The following is a 24,268-nucleotide window of genomic DNA, read 5'->3' as shown; positions in this document are numbered from 1 at the left end:
TCGTTTGCTTATTTATTGTCATCTGGTGCAGGTTGAGGTGTGACAAGGACATGCGTTACTTCTCCCTGCTCTTCCTCATCTACAATAAATGATCCATTGCTATAACGGTCATTCGCTCTGAGAGTAGAGATATCAAGCGGAATCGTTGCACCCTTCTCTGTATCCATTTCAAGTGTGTCGTGCAGTGATGCAGCAATGACAGCCACAATACGATGCGGGTTTTTCTTTAATTCTCTTAGCATCAGAACTCCGCGTTTGGCTCTAGATGTTTTATCAAATTCAGAGAGGTTCATTCGCTTCACAGCCCCTCTTTGTGTCGTCAACACAAGAACATCGTTTTTCGGATCAATGATCTGGCCAGAGACTACTTCGTCCCCGTCCTTCAAGTTGATGCCTTTAACACCAGCCGCTCTCGGACCAACAACACTTACTTCTTCTTCATCAAACCACAATCCGTAGCCATTTTTCGTCGCAATAAACAATTCCTGCTGTCCTGTTGTCACATGGACATCCACGAGTTCATCGTCCCCTTTTAGGTTCAAGGCGACAAGTGGTTTTGAATAGCGCTGCGCTTTATATTGAAGAAGTTCTGTTTTTTTCACCATTCCGCCCTTTGTAAAAAACAGCAGATACGATGTTTCATCAAATTCTTTAATTGGAATGGCTTTTTGGATGGATTCATCACGATCAATAGAAATGATATTCGTAATATGCTGCCCCATGTCTTTCCATCGTATGTCTGGCAGCTGATGCACAGGACAATAAATGTAGCTCCCTTTATTCGTAAACAATAGAAGGACATCTGTTGTGTTCATTTCAAACTGATGAATCAGGCGGTCTGTATCCTTCATGCCAAAGTCCTTACCGTTAGATGCAGCATAGGAGCGCTGGCTTGTCCGTTTGATGTACCCATCCTTCGTCACCGTGACGTAAACATCCTCTGAGGCAATCATCACTTCTAGGTTAATCTTAATTTCTTCGATTTTTTCCTCAATGACAGATCGTCTCTCATCAGCATATGTCTTTTTGAGCTTTTTCAAACTGTTTGTAATGACCTTTAGCAGCTTTTTCTCGTTACCTAAAATGTCTTCAAGTTCTGCTATACGCACATCAAGCTCACTTGCTTCGTCTCTTAATTGCGTAATATCCGTATTCGTTAAACGATATAACTGGAGGGAAACAATTGCTTCTGATTGTGCTTCTGTAAAGTCATATTTATCCATCAAGTTGTTTTTCGCATCTCGCTTATCATTAGAAGAGCGGATTGTGGCAATGACTTCATCTAAGATGGATAGCGCCTTAATTAATCCGTCTACAATATGGTGGCGTTCCTTCGCTTTTCGAAGCTCATATGCTGAGCGATTCGTCACCACTTCTTTTTGATGAGCAATATATGCATCAAGTATAGTTGTCAGCGTCATTAAGGTTGGTCTACGATTATGTATCGCCACCATATTAAAGTTATACGGGATTTGCAGATCTGAGTTTTTATATAAGAAATTCAAAACACCATTTGCATCTGCTTCTTTTTTCAGCTCTACTACGATTCGAAGTCCAGTCCGGTCAGTCTCGTCTCGAACCTCTGAAATTCCTTCCACTTTTCTTTCAATTCGGAACTCGTCCATCTTTTTGACAAGGTTGGCTTTATTCACTTCATAAGGAATCTCTGTGATCACAATTTGCTGGCGCCCGCCGCGGATAGTTTCAATCTCCGCTTTTCCGCGAATCATGATCTTTCCTTTGCCTGTTTCATAGGCCTTCTTAATGCCGTCTATCCCTTGAATGATACCGCCTGTTGGGAAATCTGGACCTTTGATGACCGTCATTAAGTCCTCAACCGTACAATGCGGCTGTTCGATTCGTTTAATGACACCATCAATCACTTCTCCTAGATGATGCGGCGGGATATCAGTGGCATAACCAGCAGAAATCCCTGTTGATCCATTCACGAGAAGGTTTGGAAACATTGCTGGTAAAACAACAGGCTCCTTGCTTGTATCATCAAAGTTTGCGACAAACTCGACCGTTTCCTTGTCTAAGTCCTTTAATAGCTCTGAAGCAATCGCAGATAGCCTTGCTTCCGTATAACGCATGGCAGCAGGCGGATCACCATCGATACTCCCGTTATTTCCATGCATCTCAATGAGCACATTCCGTACTTTCCAATCCTGACTCATTCTCACCATCGCTTCATAAACAGATGAGTCACCGTGCGGATGATAGTTACCAATCACGTTACCGACTGTTTTCGCGGCTTTACGGAAGTTTTTATCTTGCGTGTTTCCTTCTGCGTACATCGCATATAAGATTCTTCGTTGTACAGGCTTTAGTCCATCTCGCGCATCTGGAAGCGCGCGGTCTTGGATAATATATTTACTATAGCGACCAAACCGGTCTCCGATTACTTCTTCTAATGGTAAATCATGAAATCGTTCTTGTTGTGCCATGTTTAAACCTCCTCAGCTAGCGACAAGTTTTCATTTTCAAGAATGTTGCTTTCCTCATCAAGTCCAAAGGCGACATTCTTTTCAATCCATTTACGACGTGGTTCTACTTTGTCACCCATCAATGTCGTGACGCGGCGTTCCACACGTGCAGCATCGTCGATTTTAACCCTGACAAGTGTTCTCGATTCTGGATTCATTGTCGTTTCCCATAGCTGGTCGGCGTTCATTTCACCTAAACCTTTATAGCGCTGAATCGTGTACCCTTTTCCAACTTTCTTCAGTACGTCGTCCATTTCTTCATCAGACCATGCGTACTCAATAACTTCTTTTTTTCCTGAGCCTTTGCTGACTTTATATAAAGGTGGTAGTGCAATAAACACTTTGCCATGCTCAATCAGCGGCTTCATATAGCGGTAGAAGAACGTGAGCAGAAGCACTTGAATATGCGCTCCATCCGTATCAGCATCTGTCATGATCACGATTTTGTCATAATTGATGTCTTCTACATTAAAATCGACACCGACGCCTCCACCGATCGCATGAATAATGGTGTTGATTTCTTCATTTTTGAAAATATCAGCAAGTTTCGCTTTTTCTGTGTTAATGACCTTTCCACGAAGCGGCAGCACCGCTTGGAATTTACGGTCACGTCCTTGTTTTGCTGACCCGCCCGCTGAGTCGCCCTCTACAAGGTACAATTCGTTTCTTGCTGGGTTTCTAGATTGAGCAGGTGTTAATTTACCGCTCAGTGTTGCTTCGGACTTTTTCCGTTTCTTGCCGCTCCTTGCTTCTTCACGTGCTCTTCTAGCAGCTTCTCTTGCCTGCTGCGCTTTAATCGCTTTTCTCACAAGAAGAGTCGCTGTTTCACGGTTTTCTTCAAGGAAATAAGCCAGCTTTTCAGAAATAACAGCATCAACAGCTGAGCGAGCCTCACTTGTCCCAAGCTTTCCTTTTGTCTGGCCTTCAAATTGAAGCAGTTCTTCAGGAATTCTAACAGAAATAATAGCTGACAGCCCTTCGCGAATATCAGTGCCCTCTAAATTTTTGTCTTTTTCTTTTAAAAGGGCTACTTTGCGCGCATATTCATTAAAGGCTCTCGTCATCGCCGTTTTGGCACCAGACTCATGCGTACCGCCATCTTTTGTTCTCACGTTATTGACGAAAGAAAGAATATTTTCCGAGTAGCCGTCATTGAATTGAAATGCAAAGTCTACTTCGATTGATTGATGCTCTCCTTCAAATGAGACCACTTCACTCAGAACATCTTTTTCTTCATTTAAATAAGCAACGAAGGCTTCAATGCCCGTCTCATAATAAAAGGTTTCTTGTACATCATGTCGTTCATCAATCAGCTCTATTTTTAATCCTTTCAATAAAAAGGCAGATTCTCTTAAACGTTCTGATAATGTATCGAAATTATAGGTTGTAACGCTGAACATCGATCGATCTGGTTTAAAATGAATCAGTGTTCCGGTTTTTTTCGTTTTTCCGACTTTCTCAAGTGATGTGGCAGGCTTTCCACCGTTTTCAAAGCGCTGATGATAAATAAAGCCATCACGTTCAATTGTGACAGTAAGCCACTCTGACAGCGCGTTTACAACAGATGCCCCAACTCCGTGAAGCCCACCACTTGTTTTATATCCGCCTTGACCAAATTTTCCGCCTGCATGAAGGACCGTTAAAATGATCTCAGGTGTCGGTTTTCCAAGCTTATGCATACCAGTAGGCATCCCGCGTCCTTTATCCTGGACGGAAATGCTATTATCTTTATGTATTTTGACAACGATATGATCTCCATGGCCAGCGAGTACTTCATCGACAGAGTTGTCTACAATCTCATAGACAAGGTGATGAAGACCGCGTGAATCCGTTGACCCAATATACATTCCTGGACGTTTACGGACCGCTTCAAGCCCCTCTAGCACCTGAATAGAATCATCGTTATAATCTACTTGCTGCTTTTTAACCAAATGCTTAATCCCCTTTCACTAACAAACATAACCGGCAAACCATCAAATGATCTCTCTAGATTTTAATGATGATCATGCTGCTCATTACTGTCCACTTTAATAAGCTGCATCATCACCATGCATGTATGGTTCAACAAAACATGCTCCTTTGCACGGCTATGAGAATGTTCTACATTCTGCAATGAGAACTAGAAGTCCATTATAAACAAGACTGTTTGATAAGCCAAATGCAATCATATGATGATTTTTACAAAACGGAACAAATGTTCTATTTTTTATCTTATCGCTCTTTTGTTTGTTATGCAAGATCACCGATATGTCCCTGTCGCCTTATTTTATCGCTTTCTTCTAGAATCGCAAATATATTTCTGTAACAAAAAAGCAAAAATCCTTGAAAACCAAGGATTTTTGACGATTTAATGAGTTTTTGTCATTGCATGAGCCACCTTGATACATACATCCATGATGGCGACCTTGCCATTTTCCTCAATCAGCCTTTTCGCTTCTTCGTGATAGATGCCTTGCTGCGCCCAAAAAACAGGTGCGTCTATTTCAAGAAATTCTTCTGCTACCTCGGGCAAAAACTCTGAACGTCTAAAAACATTCACGATATCAACAGGCTCTTTGATATCTTTTAGTGAAGCGACTGCTTTCACACCAAGTGCTTCATCGATTGTTGGATTCACCGGAATGATCTCATAACCGGCATCCTGCATCGCTTTAGACACCATATATGACGTTCGGTGCGGTTGATCTGATAAACCAACAACAGCAATTCGTTTACTGCTTTTTAATATGCGGCCAATTTCTTGTTTCGAAGGATGATTCATCCAAACACCCCTTTTCCTCTATTTTAGCGAACTTCTGCTTAAAAACAAAGCTGAATCCATCTGCTTTTGATTTTTTCAAAAAAAGATCCCCATGTTTTTCATAAGATCATGTTAAAATGTAAGACAAGAGGGAGAATATAAAGGAGTTATGCAGATGTTAATTGCTTTGATGTTTATTTTGGCTTATCTTCTCGGCAGTATTCCATCCGGTCTCATTGTCGGGAAAGCTGCAAAGGGTATTGATATCCGTGAACATGGCAGCGGCAACCTAGGTGCGACGAATGCATTTCGTACGCTTGGCGTAAAAGCAGGGTCTATCGTTATTTCTGCTGATATTTTAAAGGGGACTCTCGCTTCTGCTTTACCGTTTTTCATGCAACTGGACATTCATCCCTTATTAGTAGGGGTTGCTGCTGTTATTGGTCACAGCTTTCCTATCTTTGCAAAATTTAAAGGGGGAAAAGCAGTCGCTACATCTGGCGGCGTGTTATTATTTTATGCCCCATTCTTATTTATCACGATGATCGCTGCTTTTTTCTTATTTTTATACATTAGTAAATATGTTTCATTATCATCTATGCTGACCGGCATCTATACATTCATTTACAGCATATTCACCAAAGACGTATTCTTAATCATTGTTGTTGCCGTTCTTGCTGGTTTTGTGATCTACAGACACATCGCCAACCTCAAACGAATCCTCAACAAAACTGAACCGAAAATCAAATGGCTCTAGCCGTTTCATAAGTTTCATTCTGTGGTAAAAGTAAAGAAAAGCTGTTTTTTGCATCCTGCATTTTAAAAAACAGCATGACTTCAAAAAGGGGCGATCACATTGAAATTAACGATAAAAGAAGATGCACTTAATTGGTACAAGGATGAATTAGATTTAGAAAAAGGTGATCAAGTTCGCTTTTTTGTGAGATATGGCGGGTGCAGTAATGTACAAAAAGGCTTTTCTCTCGGCGTCGCAAAAGATGAACCTCAAAATGCCGGCGCAACCGCTGAAATAGAAGGTATTACTTTCTTTGTAGAAGAAAGTGATATTTGGTATTTTGACAACCATGATCTGCATATTGATTATAACGAGTCTGTAAAAGAACCAGAATTCCATTATGAATAAACAAAAAAGATACCTCATCCCTCGGGTATCTTTTTTGTTTTATCCTTCAATATATAGCCCATACTCCTGAATGTTTCCTAAAGACCGCTCCTTTTGCAGGATTCTTTTTTGTGGTTCACCGATCAAGTCAAAGTGAGGAAACCCTGCGCGGTCATGAATCCATTCTTTTTTAAGTCCATGCTTTTCTCCCCATTCAATTAACTGCTTCATATCCTGACAGGCTGCTTTAGTGACGGTATTAGCATGCGGGAAACGGTCATCAAGCCAATAATGAGTTAAAAAGGCCATTTTTCCCTGCTGAACAGCTGATTTCCACGCATTTAGATCGCTTCTTTTAAGACCAAACGCCATAAGTTAAACCTGCTTCTTCGACTGTTCATATACTTTGTGCCAGGCAGGAAATGCTTTTCTAAATTGAATAGGTCTAAAGGTGTCTTTGTCTACACAAATATGCGAGGTTGTCCCTGTAATCGCTGTTTGTCCATCAGGCTTTTGAATTTCGTAGCCATACACCGTTTTGAGTCCATTGTATTCTTCAATCCAAGTATGAACGGTCGCTGTTTCACCGTACAGGAGTGGTTTTTTATATTTCACCTGCAAATCTATAACGGGTGCAAGAGCGCCGTCTGCTTCTAGCTGCGCATAGGAAAATCCTAATTCTTTAATCAGTGCTGTTCTGCCGACTTCCATCCAGATTAAATAATTGGCATGATACACAATGCCCATTTGATCTGTTTCTGCATAACGGACTTCTATTTCTTTTTTAGATACATACACGTTTTCATCGCTCTCCTATCAAAACCTAAGATCTCTGCCATTTTACCACAATCGAAATGGTTCTTCTAAAAGGAGGCAATAAAATAAACCAGGGATCCCTGGTTTATTCAGTATAGCCATTTTTTCTTGCTGCTTCTTCGTCCTTGATTTCAGAACGCATCGCATCTATGCTCATTTTTCGGTTTTCATTTTTTTGCTTGATCATCTGTTTTTCTTGATCTGTCGAAAGGGCCATCGCTGCTTCAGATTCATCGATATTGTCAAGGGTGTTTTCAATCATATCTTGCAGCTTTTCAACATTATCAGAACGATCATCTGGATTGGATTGATATGACTTTCCATTCATCTTGATTCCCTCCTTATTCGCCCTTCGTCTGGATCACATCAGGCTGTTCATTTGATTTATTATGCATCTTTTTACCTTTATTGCGTTTGTATGCTACAGGTTTTGTCCCTAAATGGTCTGGTGTAAACTGCGCTTGTTTATCATGCTCTCTACCCATCATTCATCCCTCCCTCCTCTTTAGGATGAACGAAAAAGGATAATTCATAACTTATTTCTGTCTAAATCGCTCTTCCAACTTTTCTTCAAGCTGGTTTAAAAATTCCTCATTGCTTAATAATTCTTTTTTATTTTCAAGTACAAGCTCTTCAAATGTACGGCGTTTTCTTCTTCTCATTGTACTCACCTCCAGTGTTTGTATTTCATTTTCGCCAAAACATTTAGAAAATAAGCAAAAAAGCTGAATCATTATAGATCCAGCTCTTGCTCAATTTCTTTTTTTGTCAGCATTTGATGCTTCACAGACATGATGCGTCCTTTTTCATCTAATATGTATGTCGTGGGGTATGAAAGCACCTGATATCGTGCTTGAATGCCTTTTTGATCCAATAAAATAGGAAAGCTCAGCTTTAATTCATCTGCAAATGCTGCAACATGATCTTCACTTTTTTCAGTGGTCGTTAAATTCACTGCAAGTACTTCGACCTGATCATATTCGCTTCTAACCGCGTCTAGATCCGGCATTTCTGTCCTGCATGGCTTACACCATGTCGCCCAAAAATTGACGAGCACCTTTTTCCCTTTGTAATCAGATAACGAGGCCGTTTGACCATCAAGGGTTTTAAGTTCAAAATCAGGGGCTTGATCCCCTTTTTCAAGACCGATTGCGGGCTCTTTTGGTTCAAGTAAATTCCACACAAGTAAACCAATCAATACAAGTAAAACAGCGCTTGCTATTCCTTTTTTCCACATGATTGATCCTCCACTATTTTAAAAAAGAAGAGAAAGCTGTCTAGGCGCCTTCTCTTCTTTGCTGTATGAGTATTAGTTGCTTGCCAATTTTTCACGAAGTACCATTTGAAGGATACCACCATGACGATAGTAGTCAATTTCGACTTCACTGTCAAAGCGAACAACCACTTCAAATGTTTTCTCATTGCCATCTGTATCAATTGCTTTCACAGTGACAAGATCACGTGGACGAACTGTTTCATCAACTTCAACTTCAAATGTTTCTGTTCCTGTTAGTCCATAAGTTTCTGCACTTTCTCCGTCTTTAAACTGTAACGGAAGTACACCCATGAAGACAAGGTTACTTCTGTGGATACGCTCAAAGCTTTCAGCAAGAACGAATTTAATTCCAAGAAGGTTTGTTCCTTTTGCAGCCCAGTCACGGGAAGAACCCATTCCGTAGTCTTTACCTGCTAAAATCGCAAGACCTGTGCCATCTTCTTTATAACGCATGCATGCATCATAGATGGATGTCACTTCACCAGTTGGCCAGTACGTTGTATATCCGCCTTCTGTTCCTGGTGCGATTTGGTTCTTAATACGGATGTTTGCAAAAGTACCTCTCATCATGACATGGTGGTTACCACGGCGAGATCCATATGAGTTAAAGTCTCTAGGCGATACGCCTCTTTCTTGCAAGTATTTGCCCGCAGGTGTGTCTTTACCAATCGCTCCAGCAGGAGAAATATGGTCAGTTGTCACAGAGTCACCGAACTTCGCAACGACGCGCAAGCCTTTAAGCGGTTCAACTTTACCAGGTTCCACTGATAGGTTTTCAAAGAATGGCGGGTTGTCAATGTATGTGGAATTTTCATCCCATTTATACAAAGCATCATCTGTCGTTTTAATTTCATTCCAGCGGTCATTGCTGTCAAATACAGTTTCATACTCTGAACGGAAGAGTTCAGGTGTGACTGTGCTTTTCACGACACTGTTGATTTCGTCCATTGATGGCCAAATGTCATTGAAATAAACGTTCTCACCGTTTTTATCCACACCGATAGGGTCTTTTGTTAAATCGATATTGACCGTACCAGCAAGTGCATACGCCACAACTAATGGTGGAGATGCAAGGTAGTTTCCTTTCACAAGCGGATGGATACGTCCTTCAAAGTTACGGTTACCTGATAAAACAGAAGTGATCAGCAGATCATTTTCAGAGACAGCATCCTCAATTTCTTGCGCAAGCGGTCCTGAGTTACCGATACATGTTGTACAGCCATACCCAACGATGTTAAATCCAAGGTCTCTTAAGTATGGAAGAAGTCCTGAGTTCACGAGGTATCCTGTCACAACCTTAGAACCTGGCGCTAGTGACGTTTTCACGTAGTTTGGCACCTTCATGCCAAGCTCACTTGCTTTCTTCGCAACAAGACCTGCTCCGATTAAGACGTAAGGGTTTGATGTATTCGTACAGCTCGTAATCGCTGCAATCGCAATCGCACCTGTCTTCATCACAGCTTTTTCACCATTTGCTAGATCAAATTCAATTTGTTTATCCAGCTCTGATTTTTCTAATCCAAACCCTTGGTTACCGGCTGGGCTTTCGATGTGCTGATGGAACGTCTCTTTCATTTCTGAAAGTGGAATCAAATCTTGTGGACGCTTTGGACCAGATAAGTTTGATTCAATTTTAGAAAGATCAATTTCCACAACATCCGTAAAAATTGGGTCCTCTACATCTGGCGTATAGAATAAGCCATTTGCGCGAGAATATTCTTCAACGATATTAATTTGCTCTTCATCACGTCCAGTAAGGCGAAGGTAAGCAAGAGCTTCCTCATCTACTGGGAAGAATCCGCAAGTAGCCCCGTATTCAGGCGCCATATTCGCAATCGTTGCACGATCTGCTAGCGGCAGCTGTGCAACACCTGGTCCGAAGAACTCAACGAACTTGTTCACTACGCCTTTTTCACGCAGAACTTGTGTCACTTTTAATGCAAGGTCAGTTGCAGTCGTTCCGTTTGGAAGTTCTCCAACTAATTTAGCACCAATGACTTCTGGTACTGGGAAGTATGAAGGCTGACCGAGCATACCAGCTTCCGCTTCAATACCGCCAACGCCCCATCCAAGTACGCCGATCCCGTTGATCATGGTTGTATGAGAGTCAGTACCAACCAATGTATCTGGGTAAGTGATGATCTCGCCATCTTCTTCAATCGCATGAACAACACTTGCAAGGTACTCTAAGTTTACTTGGTGAACAATCCCTGTTGCAGGCGGAACAGCTTGATAGTTATTAAACGCTTTCTTTGCCCAGCTAAGGAAGTTATAACGCTCTGCGTTACGTTCGAATTCTAAATCCATGTTAATGTTTAATGCATCTTCAGTTCCAGCTTTATCAACTTGTACTGAGTGATCAATAACAAGGTCAACTGGAATTTCAGGGTTGATTTTATCCGGATCCCCACCTACATCTGCCATTGCTTTTCTTAATGAAGCAAGGTCAACGACAGCTGGTACACCCGTGAAGTCTTGTAAAATAACACGAGAAGGTTTAAATGGAACATCAATTTCTTTGACCTCGGCAGTTCCCCATTTTGCCAAGTTTTCAACGTGTTCCTTTTTGATCACTCTACCGTCTACTTGGCGAAGCACTGATTCTAAAAGTACCTTAATGGAATAAGGCAGCTTAGAAACATTTCCGATTCCTTGTTTCTCTAGTGCTTCTAACGAATAATAGTGATACGTTTTCCCATTTGTCGAAAACGTTTTTCTAGATTGAAAAGCGTCTTGTTTAGCGACTTGCTGCTGTTTCGACATATCCAAAATCCCCCTTTTGATGATCAAGATCAATTTCAATTCTCAGAAAAATCGTCGTATTTCACCACAATTTTCTCACAATTTCATCTTAAAACAAATTCATACATAAGTAAATAACAATGCTTTTATTAAATTCAATAAGTTTAACTTATCATCAGGAAATGATTACTCTTCATAAACGAAGCGGGGCGGGCTCATACTACAAATGAGGTGATAGAACATGACAAAACGTAAAGCAAATCATGTGATTGACGGCATGAATGCAGCCAAAAGCCAAGGTAATGGTGCAGGCTATATTGAAAATGACCAACTCGTTTTAACAGAAGAACAAAGACAAAACAATAAAAAACGTAAAAAAAACCAATAGGAAAGGAGCAAGCATCATGACGAATAAAAACACAGGAAAAGACATCCGTCAAAACTCGCCTAAGGAGCATCGGGGCGGACAGCCTGAGCCATTATCAGGCAGTAAAAAAGTAAAAAACCGCAACCATACAAGACAAAAGCACAATTCTCATCACGATATGTAAACATTCTCCTCTCATCCCGTGGCAAAACGGGATGTTTTAGGTCTTTCACACATTTCAGTTCTCAACATATCATTTATTATGAGATGTGATGGAGGAGTGTTTATGGAGAATGAAAAGCAATCGAATTCCTCTGATTTTCTAGAAATAGATGATTGGCTCAATGTTTTAATGGATGATCCATTTGCCTGGTATGATGAACACCTCCCAATTGACCTTTATGAAACAAGCCGTGATTATATTATTGAGATTGATGTCTCCACCCTATCGATCACCGATGTAAAGCTGACCTTCGCTGGACATGAGCTGACTCTCTGTTGCACGGTACAAAAGCCAAATGTTGAAGGCGAACAGCCAATTGAAAAAAGTGTCATGCTCCCTTTTTATTTGAACGACAAAGAGATTGAAACAGAATACGAAAACCGAATCATTTCGATAAGAATTAAAAAAAGTTCCGACCATCCACGCGAGGCATTTTCCTTTCAAATCCCGCACTTCAAACATTAAGAGCCCACCTTCATTTGGTGGGCTCTCTTCCGTTCGTGTCAAGTCAATACCTTTTGCGAACCACCATGGCCAAATAGTAGAGTCGCTATATGATAAGGTATTCTTTTTCTACTAGATGGTTTGGGTCTTTCTAGTAAATGGGCAGTTATGAATGAAAAAAGGCGTTCATAGAGATGAGAGACATACATTTTTGTTATTTTCTTCTATCATCGCTTCATGTAAAATAAGATAGAGAGACGAGGGGTATAAGGAGTGAGAACATGTTAAGCGGCTGGTTTTTGTGGTTCATTTTATTTTGGGGTACGGTGATGATCGGATTACTCGCAATCGGTGGCTTTTTTATGTTTCGCAAATTTTTAAAACGATTGCCGAAGGAAGATGGGAAATCAGAGCTTGATTGGCAGGATGAATATATTCAAAAGAGCCTCCACCTATGGCGGGAAGAAGACAAACAGCTTTTAAATGAGCTTGTATTACCTGTTCCAGAGCTGTTTAGAGATGTCGCCAAAGAAAAAATTGCAGGAAAAATTGGCGAGCTGGCTTTAAAAGAACAAGCTGCCAGCATTAATTTAGACTTAATCATTCGCGGCTATATTATCGCTACACCAAAGCGTGATCATAAGTTTTTATTGAAGCGCCTTCAAGAAAAAAACATCGATCATACGCCATATGAGGCGTTATTAAAATAACCTCCTTTATAAAAAGGAGGTTCAGCGTGTAGACAAACCCTCGCATTCTTTGTCAGTCTGTGCGCTGGTGCTCACCCATCCTAGACTTCAAAGGTTTTCTATCACGCTGAAAAGAAAGAAGACAAAGGGCTAAAATAAAGATCATTTTAGCCTTTTGTCAACAATCTGGGTTTAATTCATTTGAACCTGCTGCGGATCTAATTGCTTAGACAGCTTTCTAAACGACAAATACATGGCAACGCGCCAAGGTACAATCATACCAAAGGCAAGTATCCAAAACATTCCGCTTAGAGAGCCATAATCAATAGAAGAACTCAGGATCGTCTTCATCCCGATACGAAGAACAAGAAGTCCAATGAGAATAAATACAAATGCTTTTGACCGCTTTAAGTAAATCTCGTTCCCTCTAATTTCAAACTTCGATGTTTTGATTAAAAAGATGGAGAAAAACATCCCCACTGTGATCGCTTCAAGAAATTCAGCTCCAGTTACTCGAAACATAGGAACAAAAAACATCAAAGCTCCAGTGCTCATGAAAATAGGAGGTAATATAATTTTTTTCGCGGTTGCCGGTTTTGCAGATGACTTAATGCGAATAAACATGACGGCTACCGCCATACATATTGCAATTATAGAAGAGATTAAGACCATCATATCAAATCATTCCTTTATTCTTTAAGGTCAGCCTATGTATAATATACTCCAATTGACGAAAAAAAACCATTCGCCGCGACTGTAGAAAACGATTTCAAAAGCCTGTAAATCCGCCAAACAAGGATGAGAACATGATGATAATCCATGTGAGGAGATCAAAGAACAGCAATATCCCTACCACAATCATAATGATCCCGCCAATTTTCATGATGAGTTGCTGACGCTTTCTGATCCACGCCATTTTCGTAATGAAAAAGGAGAGAACAAAAAAGGGAACGCCAAATCCAAATACATACGCAATCATATAAGGCACAGCCGACTCAGGATTGTTACTCGCCAGTGCGATAACAGCAGATAAAATAGGTCCTGTACAAGGTGTCCAACCAGCGGCAAAGCCCATTCCAATGAGAATCGATCCAAAAAAACCAGCAGGTCGGTTTTTGAACTGCATTCTCTTTTCGCCCATGAGGAAAGAAGGCTGAAATACACCAAGCGTCATAAAACCAAAGAAAATAATGAGGATAGCTCCAACCTGGCGAATCGCTTGATGGTAATCATCAAAAAACTTCCCAACAAACGATGTCCCAAAGCCTATCGCAATAAAGATAATAGAGAAACCAATTAAAAAGAATAAGGTATGAAGCAGACTTCTTCTTCTCAGCATCACCTTCTCAGATTTCACTTCATCCATACTAACGCCCGTAATATAAGATAAAAACGCTGGATAAAGCGGCAGACAGCACGGTGAGATAAAAGAAAGGAATCCTGCTCCGAAAGCTAAAAAGTAATTCAAATCTGTCAAAAGAACACCCCCTTCTTACAATATACAATAAGAGATGACAAAATCATTTCATTTTTTTTACATCCTCTCAATAAAGATGGTCTATTCTCTTAAAACCTTATATAATTTAATTTGACATCGAGATAACGAATCCTTTAAATTTGAAAATAAACCTGAAAATGGATATAATAGAATCGATTCTTTTTATCAAGATTTGCATGAAAGGAACATGACTTTGGTAAAAACATCATTATTAACTCAAATCGAAGAAAAAAGAGAAGAGCTGATGAAAGTTGTGATGCACAATGGGATGACATCAACAGTGACCATCGAACATAGCCAGCAGCTAGATCATCTCCTCTTACAATATCAACGACACTTACACTCAAACTCAGCCAATTAATCATATCTCATGATATTTATCATGCTGCACGATTTTTAGAACAGTTGATATGTGTGACCATAAACGAAACAAAAACCTCTGATAACAGGGGTTTTTGTTTTTTTACAGGAAGCTGACGCCAAAATAAAAACCACCTTCCCTGCTTCATTTAGGCAAGTACAGTGGTTTTAAAGCGTCTGATGAAGGTGAATTCAATAAAGAAAGGACAACGCTTGTCCATTCTTTATAACCATGTTCCATCTATGATCATAATATCGTACGTATTATTTCGCTTGGTTGTTCATGGCTTTCATCATTTGATTGATTTTCTTCTGGGACGGTTTCATGCCCATTTGCATCATCATCATTCGAAGCATTTGTTCATTAATTGGTGGATTCTTTTTCAAGTAGCTCATCATATACTTACGAGCAATAAAGAATCCGAGTGCAACTCCTGCAAGCAGTGCAACAACGCCTACAAGGATGACAACCCATAAATCCATAATTCTTCCTCCTTCATGTTGTCTCGTATAAAGTGTACTAAACAAAAGGCTATTATACAACATTTCACGTTCAATTTTATTTTTTTAAACAAAATTCCTCACTTTTACCGGATTGAGCCACCCGTGCTTCTTTGAACCGAAGTCCATCGCAAGGAAGCAAGGACTAATTTTTCTCAGCACTTCAAAAAACACTGCTTCTGCTTCATAACTACCGGTGGCAGACATTTGGATATAACGATCTTTTATGATAAATGCAGCCGTTCCTTTTCCATTAGGTAAGGAAGCGCTGTATATCGAGCCAATTTGTGTATAGTGAACGTTCGTTAAGTTGTTCATTAATCGCTGATGCATATGAAAAGCAGGGATTCGTTTCGTCACGTAATCCACTTGTTTCACAAGCATCACCAATTCATCTTCCGTGCGGTTCGTCCAGTGTAACGACTCAAACAAATGAAACAAAATTGATTCTCTGCCAAAATAATGATGCGCAAATTCATCCTCAATCCAATAAATATAATAATGGCGTTCCATGTCTATCCCTTCCTTTCACATTTCGTCAATCTCGTATATTGCTTGTATTATACAAAAATGTGAAAGAAAGAATTGTCTATATATGAAGCAAGAAGAAACTAGTTTTGTCAAAAAAACAAGAAAAAAGAAAAAAGTTTGCAGAGCGGATGAAAATGCTCTGCAAACAGATGAAAAAAAGCATGATGCTTGGAGACTTCGTTATTTGTTCAGCTTCGCTTTCACACGGCTGACGACATTGCTGACCGTGAAGCCGTATTTCTCAATAATGGTTTCACCAGGTGCAGAAGCGCCAAATTTATCAATGGCAATTACGTCACCATCAAGACCAGTGTAACGCTCCCAGCCAAGTGAAGCCCCCATTTCAATCGCAATACGAGCCCGCACTGCTGTAGGAAGGACTGATTCTTTGTATTCGTCTGACTGCTGATCGAAACGATCCCATGCAGGAAGACTGACAACAGACGCGCGGATTCCTTCTTTTTCAAGTGCTTTTTGCGCTTCAATCGCTAAACCGACTTCAGATCCAGATGCGAGTAGAAGTGCTTCTGGCTGCGCATCAGCAGCTTCAACGACGACGTATCCACCCTTTTCTACTCCCTCATACGCCTTCTCAGGTGCTTGGTCAATCGTTGGAAGGTTTTGACGAGTCAGAACTAGTGCTGTCGGTTTATCCGTTGAAGACACAGCAAGTTTCCACGCTGCAGCTGTTTCGTTTCCATCCGCAGGGCGAATGACAGAAAGGTTCGGCATCGCACGTAATGAAGCAAGCTGTTCAACCGGCTCATGCGTCGGACCATCTTCACCAACAGCGATACTGTCATGAGTAAAGACATAAGTGACTGGAAGTCCCATTAAGGCAGCAAGACGAATCGCTGGTCTTAAGTAATCTGAGAAAACAAAGAACGTTCCGCCGAATACACGAAGGCCGCCGTGAAGCGCCATACCGTTTAACGCGGCACCCATTGCAAATTCTCTGACGCCGAACCAAATGTTCTTACCAGCATAATGATCTTTACCAAAATCGTCTGTGTTTTTAATCGTTGTTTTGTTTGAACCTGCAAGGTCAGCAGACCCGCCAATGAAGAAAGGTACTTGCTTCGCAATGCCATTTAATACTTCGCCTGAAGAAGCGCGTGAGGCAAGACTTGAACCTGCTTCATAAACAGGAACCTCTTGATCCCAATTTTCAGGAAGCTTTCCTTCAATCGCAAGCTGCAATTGAGCTGCAAGCTCAGGGTATTCTTTTTCATATTGCGCAAATAATTCATTCCAAGCTGCTTCTTTTTTCTGACCAGCGTCTTTTACAGCTTCTTTGAAATGATCGTACACTTCAGAAGGTACATGGAAATCTTCTTCAAACGTCCAAGAGTAAGCTTCCTTCGTCAGCTTAGCTTCGTCGCTGCCAAGTGGTGCACCATGCACACCAGAAGTTCCTGCACGGTTTGGCGATCCGAAACCGATTGTTGTTTTCACTTCAATCAGTGTAGGTCTGTCTGTGCTTTGTTTTGCCTTTTCGATAGCAGCCGTCACTTCTTCAATGTTGTTGCCGTCTTTCACATAAAGAACTTCCCAGTTCATCGCTTCAAAACGGTTCTTCACATTTTCAGAGAATGAACGATCTAGGTCGCCATCTAAAGAAATATCATTTGAATCATAAAGGACAATTAAACGGCCTAAGCCTAAATGACCAGCAAGGGAAGCAGCTTCAGAGGAAATTCCCTCCATTAAGTCTCCATCTCCGCAAATGCTGTATGTATAGTGATCTACAACATTAAAGTTGTCTTTGTTATACGTTTCCGCAAGATGTCTTTCTGCAAGTGCCATACCAACTGCCATGGCAATCCCCTGTCCTAAAGGACCTGTTGTAGCATCGACGCCATCTGTATGTCCAAATTCAGGATGTCCAGGTGTTTTGCTACCCCATTGGCGGAATTGTTTTAGATCATCGATGCTCAGGTTGTATCCGCTTAAATGAAGCATGCTATATAGAAGCATAGAACCATGTCCCGCAGATAATACAAAACGGTCTCTGTTAAACCAATTTGGGTTTTGCGGACTTACGTTTAAGTGATTCGTCCATAAAGCGTATGCCATTGGCGCAGCACCCATCGGCATTCCAGGGTGGCCGGAATTCGCTTTTTCAATTGCGTCTATGGAGAGAGTACGTATTGTTGCAATAGATTTCAATTCAATCGTTTCCATATAAATCCCCTTCCGTATCTTGTGTACACCATTATCATAAATCTACTGTCCTTTTTTCACAACTATTTCACGCTGAAAAAGAGTGATTTTGTCACATTTAGTTTATCGATCACCTAAAAAGTTATGCAAATATGAAAAAAGATGAGAATATCCTTCCCATCTTTTCAAAATTCAAGAAACCGAAAACTTAATGAAGGTTTTGATCTCTTTCTCTTTTTAATTTTTCTGGTGTGACATCGTTTCCTTCAGGGTCAACGATTTTCACGGTTTTAAGTGTATTTTTCATAGAAGAACGAAAAGCTTTTAAATACTCTTCTCTTAATTGCTTTTGTTCTGTTTTTTCAGCGTCTGACAAACCGGTCTCTTTTGACTTTTTTGAAAGCTCATTGATTCTTGCAAGCTGATTTTTAGAAATCATGACTAACTCCTTTAAAGCATTTTCTCTACATACTACTAAATATCAATCATTTTGACAACAAATCAAGCTTTAGGTGGTCAGACCTTTTTCATATTCTTGATACCTTCTATGGACCGTTGCTTTTGAAATGTCGAAACCTAGTGCCTGAAGAGTTGCTGCGATTTCTGCGAAGGTCATGTTATTTTTTCTTAATCGAACAATTTCTGAAATCGGCACTTCAATACGCTCACGACCAGGCGCATGATCCTGCTGTTTTAAATTCAGTTCGGGCTGATACCCTCGTTCAACGGCTCTTCTCATTCCCCGCTTGATTTTCAGGTTATGAATTTTTCGTTGATACTCTTCAACGACTCCTACGATCTCAATCACCATTTCATCTGCTTCTGAAAGCTCAAGTTCGCCTCTATGAAACGTACTGTACACCTTCACATTCTCTTTAAAAAGACAATGAAGAAGCGCAATTTTTGCTTGCCCTCTTCCGAGACGTGTTTCATCCTGGATAAGAACAGCATCAATTGACTCTTCTTTTAGTGTAGCTAGCATATCAAACACACCATCGCGATCTAGATCATACCCGCTTGCTTTTTCTTTAATGACTTTAACCACATTCATCTTGTGCATAGCAGCTAAAGCTAGCAATTCTTCTTCTTGTCTCTTCAGTGAGGTTTCCTGCTCTTCTTTGACAGTGCTTACTCTCGCATAGATGATTGCATTCATGTCTTCAATCGACCTTTCTACTGTACTGTTGCAAGTTGATATACGACTGGATGCTCTTTTTTGACTGGTATGACAAGGATGTCACCAGGCTGGATTTCTGTTGAAGCAAGATCGTTGTGCTGAGTGACCCAGTCAATAAACGCATTTTTATCGATTGATTTGCTGTCGTTTACTTGATCAGCTAACCCCCAAAGAGTATCCCCTGATTGAACTTCTATTTTAACATACTGATTTGGATCATTATGGCTTGTGACTGCAATAAGTGAGAGAAATATGCCAACGATGAATGAGAATACCCCAATAAAAATAATAGATTCTTTTAACCTCATAATGTCATCTCTCCTAATAGAATGTGTGTTCGTTCTTTCTGACACTTATTATAAATACGAACAAACGTTTCTGTCAAACGTTTTTTTCGAACCTATGTTTGTACTGTTAGGAAAAACATGCTATAATTTCTTTAAAATTGACGTTTTGAGGTGCAAAAGATGACGAAGCTATCAAAAAGACAACTCGATATCCTGACATTCATCAAAGAAGAAGTAAAAAGCAAGGGCTATCCCCCATCCGTTCGTGAAATTGGAGAAGCTGTCGGTCTAGCATCCAGTTCAACGGTTCATGGACATTTAGCTAGACTAGAAACGAAGGGCTTAATTAGAAGAGACCCGACAAAACCTAGAGCGATCGAAGTACTAGATGAAGAGGAAATGAATATTCCAAAGAGTGCTGTAATGAACGTACCAGTCATCGGAAAAGTAACAGCAGGCCTGCCTATTACGGCTGTTGAGAATGTAGAAGAGTACTTCCCTCTTCCAGAGACTTTTGCAGCACCAGATGAACAAGTATTTATGCTTGAAATTATGGGAGAAAGTATGATTGACGCAGGAATTTTGGACAAGGACTATGTCATTGTGCGTCAGCAAAGCACTGCTAACAATGGAGATATTGTCGTCGCCATGACAGAGGAAGATGAAGCGACAGTGAAACGTTTCTATAAAGAAGATACACACTTTAGATTACAGCCAGAAAATCCATCTATGGAACCGATTATTTTACAGAATGTAAGTATACTAGGTAAAGTGATTGGCGTCTTTAGAAATATTCACTAAAAAAAGCCGGTATTTCATCAGTTAATGATGAGAACCGGCTTTTTTTTATGAACAAGAATAGGCAAGAATACTCGAGCTTGGGAAGGAACCAAATGTAAAGTTCGGCCAAATAAAGCCAGTTGTTCTCCCGAAAGGCTGTGAAGATAGAACATACATTAAAAATACTTGACCGTTTCTCATAAACACAATCGTCCACCTTCTATTACATCCCGCGGCAAATTGAACCGATTGCTGACCTCCACCTGTTTGCCCTGAAATAAGTGACTGCATGCTTTGAGGCTGTGATAATGCTTGCTGATATTGCGAAACGATATGCTGTGGTGGGGCTGGCGGGGCTGATCCACTAGATCCGGGCCCAGTGCCTCCTCCTCCGATTGGAAACCCTGGAAATCCTCCAACTTGAGAAGGGAGCGACGGCCAACCTTGCATCTGCCTATCATATGAGTACCCATTCCACATACCTTCATACGGATAATACATATTCAACACCACTTTCTTAGACATTCATCACGATAGTATATGTCATAAATGAAAAAGCGTGTTGAACGTCCAAACAGAAACTTTTCCAAAAAACGTTTTGTTCTTCTTTAGAACGGTTAAATAGTAGATATAAAGAAAAAATAAAAAAATGAAAACTTTTTGCCACCCTCAAACGTTATATATATAGAAAGAAAAGAAATAAAAAACATTTCAATTTAATACTTGTAATATCATTGTAATTATTGTAACATTTGTAACATAAGAAGTTTTCATTGAGAAAAGGAGGCAATCGCCTTGAAAAAATTATTCGTTTTATTAACTGCTATTATGCTTATGGTCTCATTACAATCTACAACATTGGCCGCTTCTAAAAAACCAGCCACTTTGACAAATAAAGAAGCGTTACATATTGCCCTTGATGCACGGGAACACTTTTGGAGTGCGATGTCAGGCTACAAAATTAATGAACATTCTGATTACAAATTAAAATCATTTAGCTATAAAGACATGACTTACAACTATCTTTCTAAAACATTTGATACAAAGAAAAAACTAAACAGCTACCTATCTCAAGTTTTCACAAAAGAAGCCATCAATCAAGGTTTAAAAGACTACCAGTTCATTGTTCATAAAGGCAAAATGGCTGTTCCAGTCGGCGACGGAGACAATATGCTTAATTGGGATAAAGCGACACCTAAACTTGTCTCTAAAAAGCAAACAGTCCGCACATATGAATTCACTGTCCCAACACTTGATGGACGCAAAGTACAAAGAACGGTTACGTTCGAAAAAGGACAAAAAGATTGGAAAGTCACAAAAATTGACGCTGTTATCTAAATAAAAAACCAGGCCATTCAATCGGCCTGGTTTTTATATTGAAGTAAATTCAGTCATGCGGTCTAAGGCGTGAGCAAGTGATGATGCCGTGCGAAATTCATTAAAAGGAAGCCCGAGCTGCACAGCGGTTTGGGCAATTTCTGGTCTGATTCCTGAAATAGTTGTCTCTACTCCAATTAACCGAAGTGATGTGACAAGATCAAAGATTTGATGAGCCACCATTGTATCAATAATGACAACGCCCGATAAATCAATACATAAATGCTGTACACCTTTTTGTGAGCACTGTTTTAGCGTATTTTCTAAAATAATCTTTGCTCTCGCTGTATCAATATCACCTACTAACGGCAATAACGCAATATAACTTTTTAAGACAATGACAGGTGAGCTCAGCTCGTAAATCATGTCTCTTTGTGCCACGAGCTTCCTCGTTGTATTTTTCACATATTGCTGGATGAACATATGAATGGAAATATTAAACGCCTCTGAAATTAAATCATACCAATAAAAAATTCGGTCAATATCAATTTCTTCTTGACGCTGTTTAATAAATTCTTTTAAGTAATGAAGGACCACTCTTTGATTGGACATGTATTCTCTCACAACATAATCTAATGGTGTGTTTAAATGCTTTGGGTCACTGGCTAAGTCTTCAGACCACTTTTTAAACTCAGTATGTAAATACGTCTTGTCTTCAATAAGAGCACGTATAAAATGCTGGTAATAATCTTGATTTTGCCGTTTTAGCTCTGATATGATGCTGGAATCTGTTGAACGATATATTGATTCTGGATCATCATCTTCAATTGAATCATACCAAGTTTCAGTCAGTTTCTCTGCATGTTGCATGAAATAATCGTATAATGCACGGTTCTTATCCATAAGCATATGTCCCTTCACATTTTCTTCTTGTCTGTCTTTGTACCTTATAGCATCCATTGTACCACTGAATCTTTTGCCCCTGCTAGCTCCAATACGCTCTGATCATCATCAAAAAAGGCACCTACTCACAGGCGCCTCTCTTTTAGTTTTATTTCACAATAAATAAAATTCTTTTCCCATCAGGATACCCGCTCATCTGGTGTCCGACCCATGAGCCCGCTCCCCTATTATCAGACGGACTGACATATTGAACACTCGCCCCTTTTCCTCCTTCAAGACAAACTGCCATCGGCCACTCATCTCGGTCGAATCCAGGCTTAGTCGGAATGCCTTTTAATGATTCTTGCCTGCGGGCATCTGCTCCATTTCGGTCTATCGTACACACATCTGAATGCCCTTTTCGAATGGCTTCTTGAATATGACTGCCTGTTTCAGGGTACCGTTCCTTTGGAAATTGAATAACATGATCATATCGATCCGCACCTTTTGCCGCATGTTCCTCCCCAAATCCACCTAGCAGCGTGCCCATCCATATCACAAAGCATAAGGCGACAGCAGTAATCCAGCCTCTTCTCATCTTCAAAAATGCGTGACCTCCTCATTTTTCTCAAGTAGAATCTTGACTTAAAGGAAATGTGTCATTTTAATGTATGAGTCGTTCACGAATGACATGTGAAAAAAATGAAGAGGCTGAAAACTCAATGAATCTTTCAAGCATAGACAGATAGACACTTGTATCCACATAAAAAAGCTTGTCCCCTATGAAGGAAACAAGCTTTATGTTCTAGCTTTTATTGCGCTTTTGCATAGTTGATAAATTCAACAAAGGCAGCTGTCGCTTTTGGACCGCCATTAATCGTTCCGTTTGAATACCCTGCGTTATGAACCCCAACGATTTGCTGATTTTGATCTAGCATCGCTGAGCCTGAATTTCCGCTAAATGTATCAATCGTATAGTATGCGAGATTCGTATCTTCTCTTGTCACAGGACCTGACATCTCCCACTGCGACACCTTGCCAGTCGATCTCATTTTATCACCTGGATATCCAGAAATTTTAATCGTTGTTCCAGTTAAGTTTGACACTTGACGGATGGAGCGGTAACCGACTGTATTGCCAATGTTCGTATCTGTTTTGATCACGGCAAAATCATATTGGCTCGCACCTGTATTGATATATCCGCTTGGTACATAGAACTCTGTCATACTTGCTGACCCATTTACCGCAGTGCTATCATTCATCCCTGGATACACCGATCCTTTTGCACTATAACTTCTCGATGCTGTATTGTACACGCAGTGTCCGTTTGTCAAAATTTTGTTAGGGGCAATGAGTGTCCCCGTGCAGCTGGAGCCGCCAAATGTAATATAAGCAATTGAATTATATGGTGCTACTCTTGTATTTGCTACTTTTGTTCTACCATCGTCTCCAATGACGACTTTAGTTTGAAAGTCTTTTACATATTTTGATAGTGGTTTTACTTTTTCACCAACAGTTGAAGATAGATCATCCACTTTATCAAAGGATGAGGGGGATTTCGAATCATTGTGGAAATCACTTGAAGAGATCACCTTTCCATCAGAAGTCACCATGTCATAATCAGATGTTAGTACTGAATCCGATGCGGCATGGGCAAAACTAGGCACACTTAAAGCACCAAAAACGAGTAGAGAAGGGAGTAACATTTTCACCTTTTTCATCATATTCCTCCTTTATGTCCTATATCAAAAATGATACGATTGTTCCATATTGGAGTAAATGAGAGAATATTCTTATTTTTTACAAAATATTTCATTTTCAAATTAGGTGTTTTGTATCTTTCAAACTTTCATTCTATCGATCTCA

31 protein-coding genes are annotated in these 24,268 nt (G+C 40.2%); 9 read left to right on the top strand and 22 right to left on the bottom strand.

The genetic code is table 11. The annotated features are described in order from the left end of the window. Positions 1-8 precede the first annotated feature (8 nt). The 3 genes from parC to QRN39_RS15600 all read right to left on the bottom strand — a co-directional run bounded on the left by parC (position 9) and on the right by QRN39_RS15600 (position 5,247). On the bottom strand, positions 9-2,447 hold the full coding sequence (parC, locus tag QRN39_RS15610) for a DNA topoisomerase IV subunit A (RefSeq protein ID WP_284907599.1): 2,439 nt from the start codon (positions 2,445-2,447) through the stop codon (positions 9-11). A gap of 2 nt (positions 2,448-2,449) precedes the next feature. Continuing rightward, a complete protein-coding gene (gene parE, locus QRN39_RS15605; protein ID WP_095117801.1) occupies positions 2,450-4,417 on the bottom strand; it encodes a DNA topoisomerase IV subunit B in 1,968 nt (655 codons plus the stop codon). Between the two features lie 416 nt (positions 4,418-4,833). Further along, positions 4,834-5,247: a CoA-binding protein gene (locus tag QRN39_RS15600; protein WP_050944892.1), complete on the bottom strand. Its 414-nt coding sequence runs from the start codon at positions 5,245-5,247 to the stop codon at positions 4,834-4,836. Positions 5,248-5,401: 154 nt separating this feature from the next. Here QRN39_RS15600 and plsY point away from each other — a divergent pair, with 154 nt between their 5' ends. Together plsY and QRN39_RS15590 are read left to right on the top strand one after the other, a co-directional pair. Next, positions 5,402-5,983, top strand: coding sequence for a glycerol-3-phosphate 1-O-acyltransferase PlsY (gene plsY, locus QRN39_RS15595; RefSeq protein WP_003212462.1), 582 nt, complete (start codon positions 5,402-5,404; stop codon positions 5,981-5,983). A gap of 99 nt (positions 5,984-6,082) precedes the next feature. Beyond that, complete coding sequence (locus QRN39_RS15590; RefSeq protein ID WP_003210876.1) at positions 6,083-6,370, top strand: HesB/YadR/YfhF family protein; 288 nt, start codon at positions 6,083-6,085, stop codon at positions 6,368-6,370. Positions 6,371-6,409: 39 nt separating this feature from the next. Here the strand turns inward: QRN39_RS15590 and QRN39_RS15585 are convergent, their stop codons facing one another. The 7 genes from QRN39_RS15585 to acnA all read right to left on the bottom strand — a co-directional run bounded on the left by QRN39_RS15585 (position 6,410) and on the right by acnA (position 11,204). Continuing rightward, complete coding sequence (locus QRN39_RS15585; RefSeq protein WP_050944893.1) at positions 6,410-6,721, bottom strand: hypothetical protein; 312 nt, start codon at positions 6,719-6,721, stop codon at positions 6,410-6,412. A gap of 3 nt (positions 6,722-6,724) precedes the next feature. Further along, positions 6,725-7,147 carry an acyl-CoA thioesterase gene (locus QRN39_RS15580; RefSeq protein ID WP_003211985.1) on the bottom strand — a complete coding sequence of 141 codons (423 nt, stop codon included), beginning with the start codon at positions 7,145-7,147 and terminating at the stop codon, positions 6,725-6,727. 103 nt (positions 7,148-7,250) lie between these two features. Beyond that, a complete protein-coding gene (tlp, locus tag QRN39_RS15575; protein ID WP_003211760.1) occupies positions 7,251-7,493 on the bottom strand; it encodes a small acid-soluble spore protein Tlp in 243 nt (80 codons plus the stop codon). Positions 7,494-7,506: 13 nt separating this feature from the next. Then, positions 7,507-7,650, bottom strand: a complete 144-nt coding sequence (locus QRN39_RS15570; RefSeq protein ID WP_008357830.1) for an acid-soluble spore protein N — start codon at positions 7,648-7,650, stop codon at positions 7,507-7,509. Between the two features lie 51 nt (positions 7,651-7,701). Then, positions 7,702-7,827 carry an FbpB family small basic protein gene (locus QRN39_RS15565; protein WP_003211002.1) on the bottom strand — a complete coding sequence of 42 codons (126 nt, stop codon included), beginning with the start codon at positions 7,825-7,827 and terminating at the stop codon, positions 7,702-7,704. 71 nt (positions 7,828-7,898) lie between these two features. Continuing rightward, positions 7,899-8,402 carry a TlpA family protein disulfide reductase gene (locus QRN39_RS15560; RefSeq protein WP_268458561.1) on the bottom strand — a complete coding sequence of 168 codons (504 nt, stop codon included), beginning with the start codon at positions 8,400-8,402 and terminating at the stop codon, positions 7,899-7,901. A gap of 72 nt (positions 8,403-8,474) precedes the next feature. Then, complete coding sequence (gene acnA, locus QRN39_RS15555) at positions 8,475-11,204, bottom strand: aconitate hydratase AcnA (protein ID WP_003212077.1); 2,730 nt, start codon at positions 11,202-11,204, stop codon at positions 8,475-8,477. Positions 11,205-11,424: 220 nt separating this feature from the next. Between acnA and sspO the strand changes: the two genes are divergently transcribed. The 4 genes from sspO to QRN39_RS15535 all read left to right on the top strand — a co-directional run bounded on the left by sspO (position 11,425) and on the right by QRN39_RS15535 (position 12,927). Continuing rightward, positions 11,425-11,571: a small acid-soluble spore protein O gene (gene sspO / locus QRN39_RS15550; RefSeq protein WP_003210995.1), complete on the top strand. Its 147-nt coding sequence runs from the start codon at positions 11,425-11,427 to the stop codon at positions 11,569-11,571. 16 nt (positions 11,572-11,587) lie between these two features. Next, positions 11,588-11,734: a small acid-soluble spore protein P gene (locus QRN39_RS15545; RefSeq protein ID WP_113387036.1), complete on the top strand. Its 147-nt coding sequence runs from the start codon at positions 11,588-11,590 to the stop codon at positions 11,732-11,734. A 102-nt stretch (positions 11,735-11,836) separates the two neighbouring features. Then, on the top strand, positions 11,837-12,238 hold the full coding sequence (locus tag QRN39_RS15540; RefSeq protein WP_106028895.1) for an Hsp20/alpha crystallin family protein: 402 nt from the start codon (positions 11,837-11,839) through the stop codon (positions 12,236-12,238). 260 nt (positions 12,239-12,498) lie between these two features. Next, on the top strand, positions 12,499-12,927 hold the full coding sequence (locus QRN39_RS15535) for a DUF2621 domain-containing protein (RefSeq protein ID WP_044141405.1): 429 nt from the start codon (positions 12,499-12,501) through the stop codon (positions 12,925-12,927). Between the two features lie 171 nt (positions 12,928-13,098). On the opposite strand, the gene QRN39_RS15530 is transcribed toward QRN39_RS15535, so the two are convergent. Then, positions 13,099-13,581 carry a CcdC family protein gene (locus QRN39_RS15530; RefSeq protein WP_050944898.1) on the bottom strand — a complete coding sequence of 161 codons (483 nt, stop codon included), beginning with the start codon at positions 13,579-13,581 and terminating at the stop codon, positions 13,099-13,101. A 94-nt stretch (positions 13,582-13,675) separates the two neighbouring features. Further along, on the bottom strand, positions 13,676-14,383 hold the full coding sequence (locus QRN39_RS15525; RefSeq protein WP_113387035.1) for a cytochrome c biogenesis CcdA family protein: 708 nt from the start codon (positions 14,381-14,383) through the stop codon (positions 13,676-13,678). A 208-nt stretch (positions 14,384-14,591) separates the two neighbouring features. Here QRN39_RS15525 and QRN39_RS15520 point away from each other — a divergent pair, with 208 nt between their 5' ends. After that, positions 14,592-14,765, top strand: coding sequence for an aspartyl-phosphate phosphatase Spo0E family protein (locus tag QRN39_RS15520; protein WP_371475009.1), 174 nt, complete (start codon positions 14,592-14,594; stop codon positions 14,763-14,765). 263 nt (positions 14,766-15,028) lie between these two features. Here QRN39_RS15520 and QRN39_RS15515 read toward each other — a convergent pair whose 3' ends face one another. The 6 genes from QRN39_RS15515 to yneA all read right to left on the bottom strand — a co-directional run bounded on the left by QRN39_RS15515 (position 15,029) and on the right by yneA (position 19,444). Then, on the bottom strand, positions 15,029-15,247 hold the full coding sequence (locus QRN39_RS15515) for a YneF family protein (RefSeq protein ID WP_003212379.1): 219 nt from the start codon (positions 15,245-15,247) through the stop codon (positions 15,029-15,031). An 84-nt stretch (positions 15,248-15,331) separates the two neighbouring features. Then, entirely contained in the window at positions 15,332-15,778 is a 447-nt protein-coding gene (gene sirA / locus QRN39_RS15510; RefSeq protein ID WP_050944900.1) for a sporulation inhibitor of replication protein SirA, read from the bottom strand. A 198-nt stretch (positions 15,779-15,976) separates the two neighbouring features. Next, on the bottom strand, positions 15,977-17,980 hold the full coding sequence (gene tkt / locus QRN39_RS15505; RefSeq protein ID WP_050944901.1) for a transketolase: 2,004 nt from the start codon (positions 17,978-17,980) through the stop codon (positions 15,977-15,979). A 187-nt stretch (positions 17,981-18,167) separates the two neighbouring features. Further along, positions 18,168-18,398, bottom strand: coding sequence for a DUF896 domain-containing protein (locus tag QRN39_RS15500; protein ID WP_003211509.1), 231 nt, complete (start codon positions 18,396-18,398; stop codon positions 18,168-18,170). 69 nt (positions 18,399-18,467) lie between these two features. Further along, a complete protein-coding gene (locus tag QRN39_RS15495; protein ID WP_003211322.1) occupies positions 18,468-19,115 on the bottom strand; it encodes a YneB family resolvase-like protein in 648 nt (215 codons plus the stop codon). A gap of 17 nt (positions 19,116-19,132) precedes the next feature. Next, positions 19,133-19,444 carry a cell division suppressor protein YneA gene (gene yneA, locus QRN39_RS15490; protein WP_003211955.1) on the bottom strand — a complete coding sequence of 104 codons (312 nt, stop codon included), beginning with the start codon at positions 19,442-19,444 and terminating at the stop codon, positions 19,133-19,135. A 159-nt stretch (positions 19,445-19,603) separates the two neighbouring features. On the opposite strand from yneA, the gene lexA reads away from it, so the two are divergent. Continuing rightward, positions 19,604-20,224: a transcriptional repressor LexA gene (gene lexA / locus QRN39_RS15485; RefSeq protein ID WP_003212311.1), complete on the top strand. Its 621-nt coding sequence runs from the start codon at positions 19,604-19,606 to the stop codon at positions 20,222-20,224. A gap of 45 nt (positions 20,225-20,269) precedes the next feature. Here the strand turns inward: lexA and QRN39_RS15480 are convergent, their stop codons facing one another. Then, complete coding sequence (locus tag QRN39_RS15480; RefSeq protein ID WP_003212431.1) at positions 20,270-20,704, bottom strand: hypothetical protein; 435 nt, start codon at positions 20,702-20,704, stop codon at positions 20,270-20,272. 294 nt (positions 20,705-20,998) lie between these two features. Here QRN39_RS15480 and QRN39_RS15475 point away from each other — a divergent pair, with 294 nt between their 5' ends. Further along, positions 20,999-21,541 (top strand): IseA DL-endopeptidase inhibitor family protein, encoded by a 543-nt coding sequence (locus tag QRN39_RS15475; protein WP_284907597.1) that lies wholly within the window; start codon positions 20,999-21,001, stop codon positions 21,539-21,541. A gap of 33 nt (positions 21,542-21,574) precedes the next feature. Here the strand turns inward: QRN39_RS15475 and QRN39_RS15470 are convergent, their stop codons facing one another. The 3 genes from QRN39_RS15470 to QRN39_RS15460 all read right to left on the bottom strand — a co-directional run bounded on the left by QRN39_RS15470 (position 21,575) and on the right by QRN39_RS15460 (position 24,123). Next, entirely contained in the window at positions 21,575-22,423 is an 849-nt protein-coding gene (locus QRN39_RS15470; protein ID WP_137054581.1) for an STAS domain-containing protein, read from the bottom strand. A 148-nt stretch (positions 22,424-22,571) separates the two neighbouring features. Continuing rightward, positions 22,572-22,952 (bottom strand): NucA/NucB deoxyribonuclease domain-containing protein, encoded by a 381-nt coding sequence (locus tag QRN39_RS15465; RefSeq protein ID WP_223251181.1) that lies wholly within the window; start codon positions 22,950-22,952, stop codon positions 22,572-22,574. A 262-nt stretch (positions 22,953-23,214) separates the two neighbouring features. Next, positions 23,215-24,123 (bottom strand): trypsin-like serine peptidase, encoded by a 909-nt coding sequence (locus tag QRN39_RS15460; RefSeq protein ID WP_113387034.1) that lies wholly within the window; start codon positions 24,121-24,123, stop codon positions 23,215-23,217. Between the last annotated feature and the right edge of the window lie 145 nt (positions 24,124-24,268).

Origin of the sequence: Bacillus sp. lyk4-R2A-2, from assembly GCF_030209735.1 — a bacterium.
GTDB lineage: Bacteria > Bacillota > Bacilli > Bacillales > Bacillaceae > Bacillus > Bacillus pumilus.
This window is presented reverse-complemented; position numbering and strand designations above follow the sequence as displayed.

What these genes read in the sequence shown, in the direction of transcription:
- parC (WP_284907599.1), bottom strand. Translation starts at nt 2,447, where the DNA reads ATGGCACAACAAGAACGATTTCATGATTTACCATTAGAAGAAGTAATC.
- QRN39_RS15600 (WP_050944892.1), bottom strand. Translation starts at nt 5,247, where the DNA reads ATGAATCATCCTTCGAAACAAGAAATTGGCCGCATATTAAAAAGCAGT.
- plsY (WP_003212462.1), top strand. Translation starts at nt 5,402, where the DNA reads ATGTTAATTGCTTTGATGTTTATTTTGGCTTATCTTCTCGGCAGTATT.
- QRN39_RS15585 (WP_050944893.1), bottom strand. Translation starts at nt 6,721, where the DNA reads ATGGCGTTTGGTCTTAAAAGAAGCGATCTAAATGCGTGGAAATCAGCT.
- tlp (WP_003211760.1), bottom strand. Translation starts at nt 7,493, where the DNA reads ATGAATGGAAAGTCATATCAATCCAATCCAGATGATCGTTCTGATAAT.
- QRN39_RS15570 (WP_008357830.1), bottom strand. Translation starts at nt 7,650, where the DNA reads ATGGGTAGAGAGCATGATAAACAAGCGCAGTTTACACCAGACCATTTA.
- QRN39_RS15565 (WP_003211002.1), bottom strand. Translation starts at nt 7,827, where the DNA reads ATGAGAAGAAGAAAACGCCGTACATTTGAAGAGCTTGTACTTGAAAAT.
- QRN39_RS15560 (WP_268458561.1), bottom strand. Translation starts at nt 8,402, where the DNA reads ATGTGGAAAAAAGGAATAGCAAGCGCTGTTTTACTTGTATTGATTGGT.
- acnA (WP_003212077.1), bottom strand. Translation starts at nt 11,204, where the DNA reads ATGTCGAAACAGCAGCAAGTCGCTAAACAAGACGCTTTTCAATCTAGA.
- sspO (WP_003210995.1), top strand. Translation starts at nt 11,425, where the DNA reads ATGACAAAACGTAAAGCAAATCATGTGATTGACGGCATGAATGCAGCC.
- QRN39_RS15545 (WP_113387036.1), top strand. Translation starts at nt 11,588, where the DNA reads ATGACGAATAAAAACACAGGAAAAGACATCCGTCAAAACTCGCCTAAG.
- QRN39_RS15540 (WP_106028895.1), top strand. Translation starts at nt 11,837, where the DNA reads ATGGAGAATGAAAAGCAATCGAATTCCTCTGATTTTCTAGAAATAGAT.
- QRN39_RS15535 (WP_044141405.1), top strand. Translation starts at nt 12,499, where the DNA reads ATGTTAAGCGGCTGGTTTTTGTGGTTCATTTTATTTTGGGGTACGGTG.
- QRN39_RS15530 (WP_050944898.1), bottom strand. Translation starts at nt 13,581, where the DNA reads ATGATGGTCTTAATCTCTTCTATAATTGCAATATGTATGGCGGTAGCC.
- QRN39_RS15520 (WP_371475009.1), top strand. Translation starts at nt 14,592, where the DNA reads ATGACTTTGGTAAAAACATCATTATTAACTCAAATCGAAGAAAAAAGA.
- QRN39_RS15515 (WP_003212379.1), bottom strand. Translation starts at nt 15,247, where the DNA reads ATGGATTTATGGGTTGTCATCCTTGTAGGCGTTGTTGCACTGCTTGCA.
- sirA (WP_050944900.1), bottom strand. Translation starts at nt 15,778, where the DNA reads ATGGAACGCCATTATTATATTTATTGGATTGAGGATGAATTTGCGCAT.
- tkt (WP_050944901.1), bottom strand. Translation starts at nt 17,980, where the DNA reads ATGGAAACGATTGAATTGAAATCTATTGCAACAATACGTACTCTCTCC.
- QRN39_RS15500 (WP_003211509.1), bottom strand. Translation starts at nt 18,398, where the DNA reads ATGATTTCTAAAAATCAGCTTGCAAGAATCAATGAGCTTTCAAAAAAG.
- QRN39_RS15495 (WP_003211322.1), bottom strand. Translation starts at nt 19,115, where the DNA reads ATGAATGCAATCATCTATGCGAGAGTAAGCACTGTCAAAGAAGAGCAG.
- yneA (WP_003211955.1), bottom strand. Translation starts at nt 19,444, where the DNA reads ATGAGGTTAAAAGAATCTATTATTTTTATTGGGGTATTCTCATTCATC.
- lexA (WP_003212311.1), top strand. Translation starts at nt 19,604, where the DNA reads ATGACGAAGCTATCAAAAAGACAACTCGATATCCTGACATTCATCAAA.
- QRN39_RS15480 (WP_003212431.1), bottom strand. Translation starts at nt 20,704, where the DNA reads ATGTATTATCCGTATGAAGGTATGTGGAATGGGTACTCATATGATAGG.
- QRN39_RS15470 (WP_137054581.1), bottom strand. Translation starts at nt 22,423, where the DNA reads ATGGATAAGAACCGTGCATTATACGATTATTTCATGCAACATGCAGAG.
- QRN39_RS15465 (WP_223251181.1), bottom strand. Translation starts at nt 22,952, where the DNA reads ATGGGCACGCTGCTAGGTGGATTTGGGGAGGAACATGCGGCAAAAGGT.
- QRN39_RS15460 (WP_113387034.1), bottom strand. Translation starts at nt 24,123, where the DNA reads ATGAAAAAGGTGAAAATGTTACTCCCTTCTCTACTCGTTTTTGGTGCT.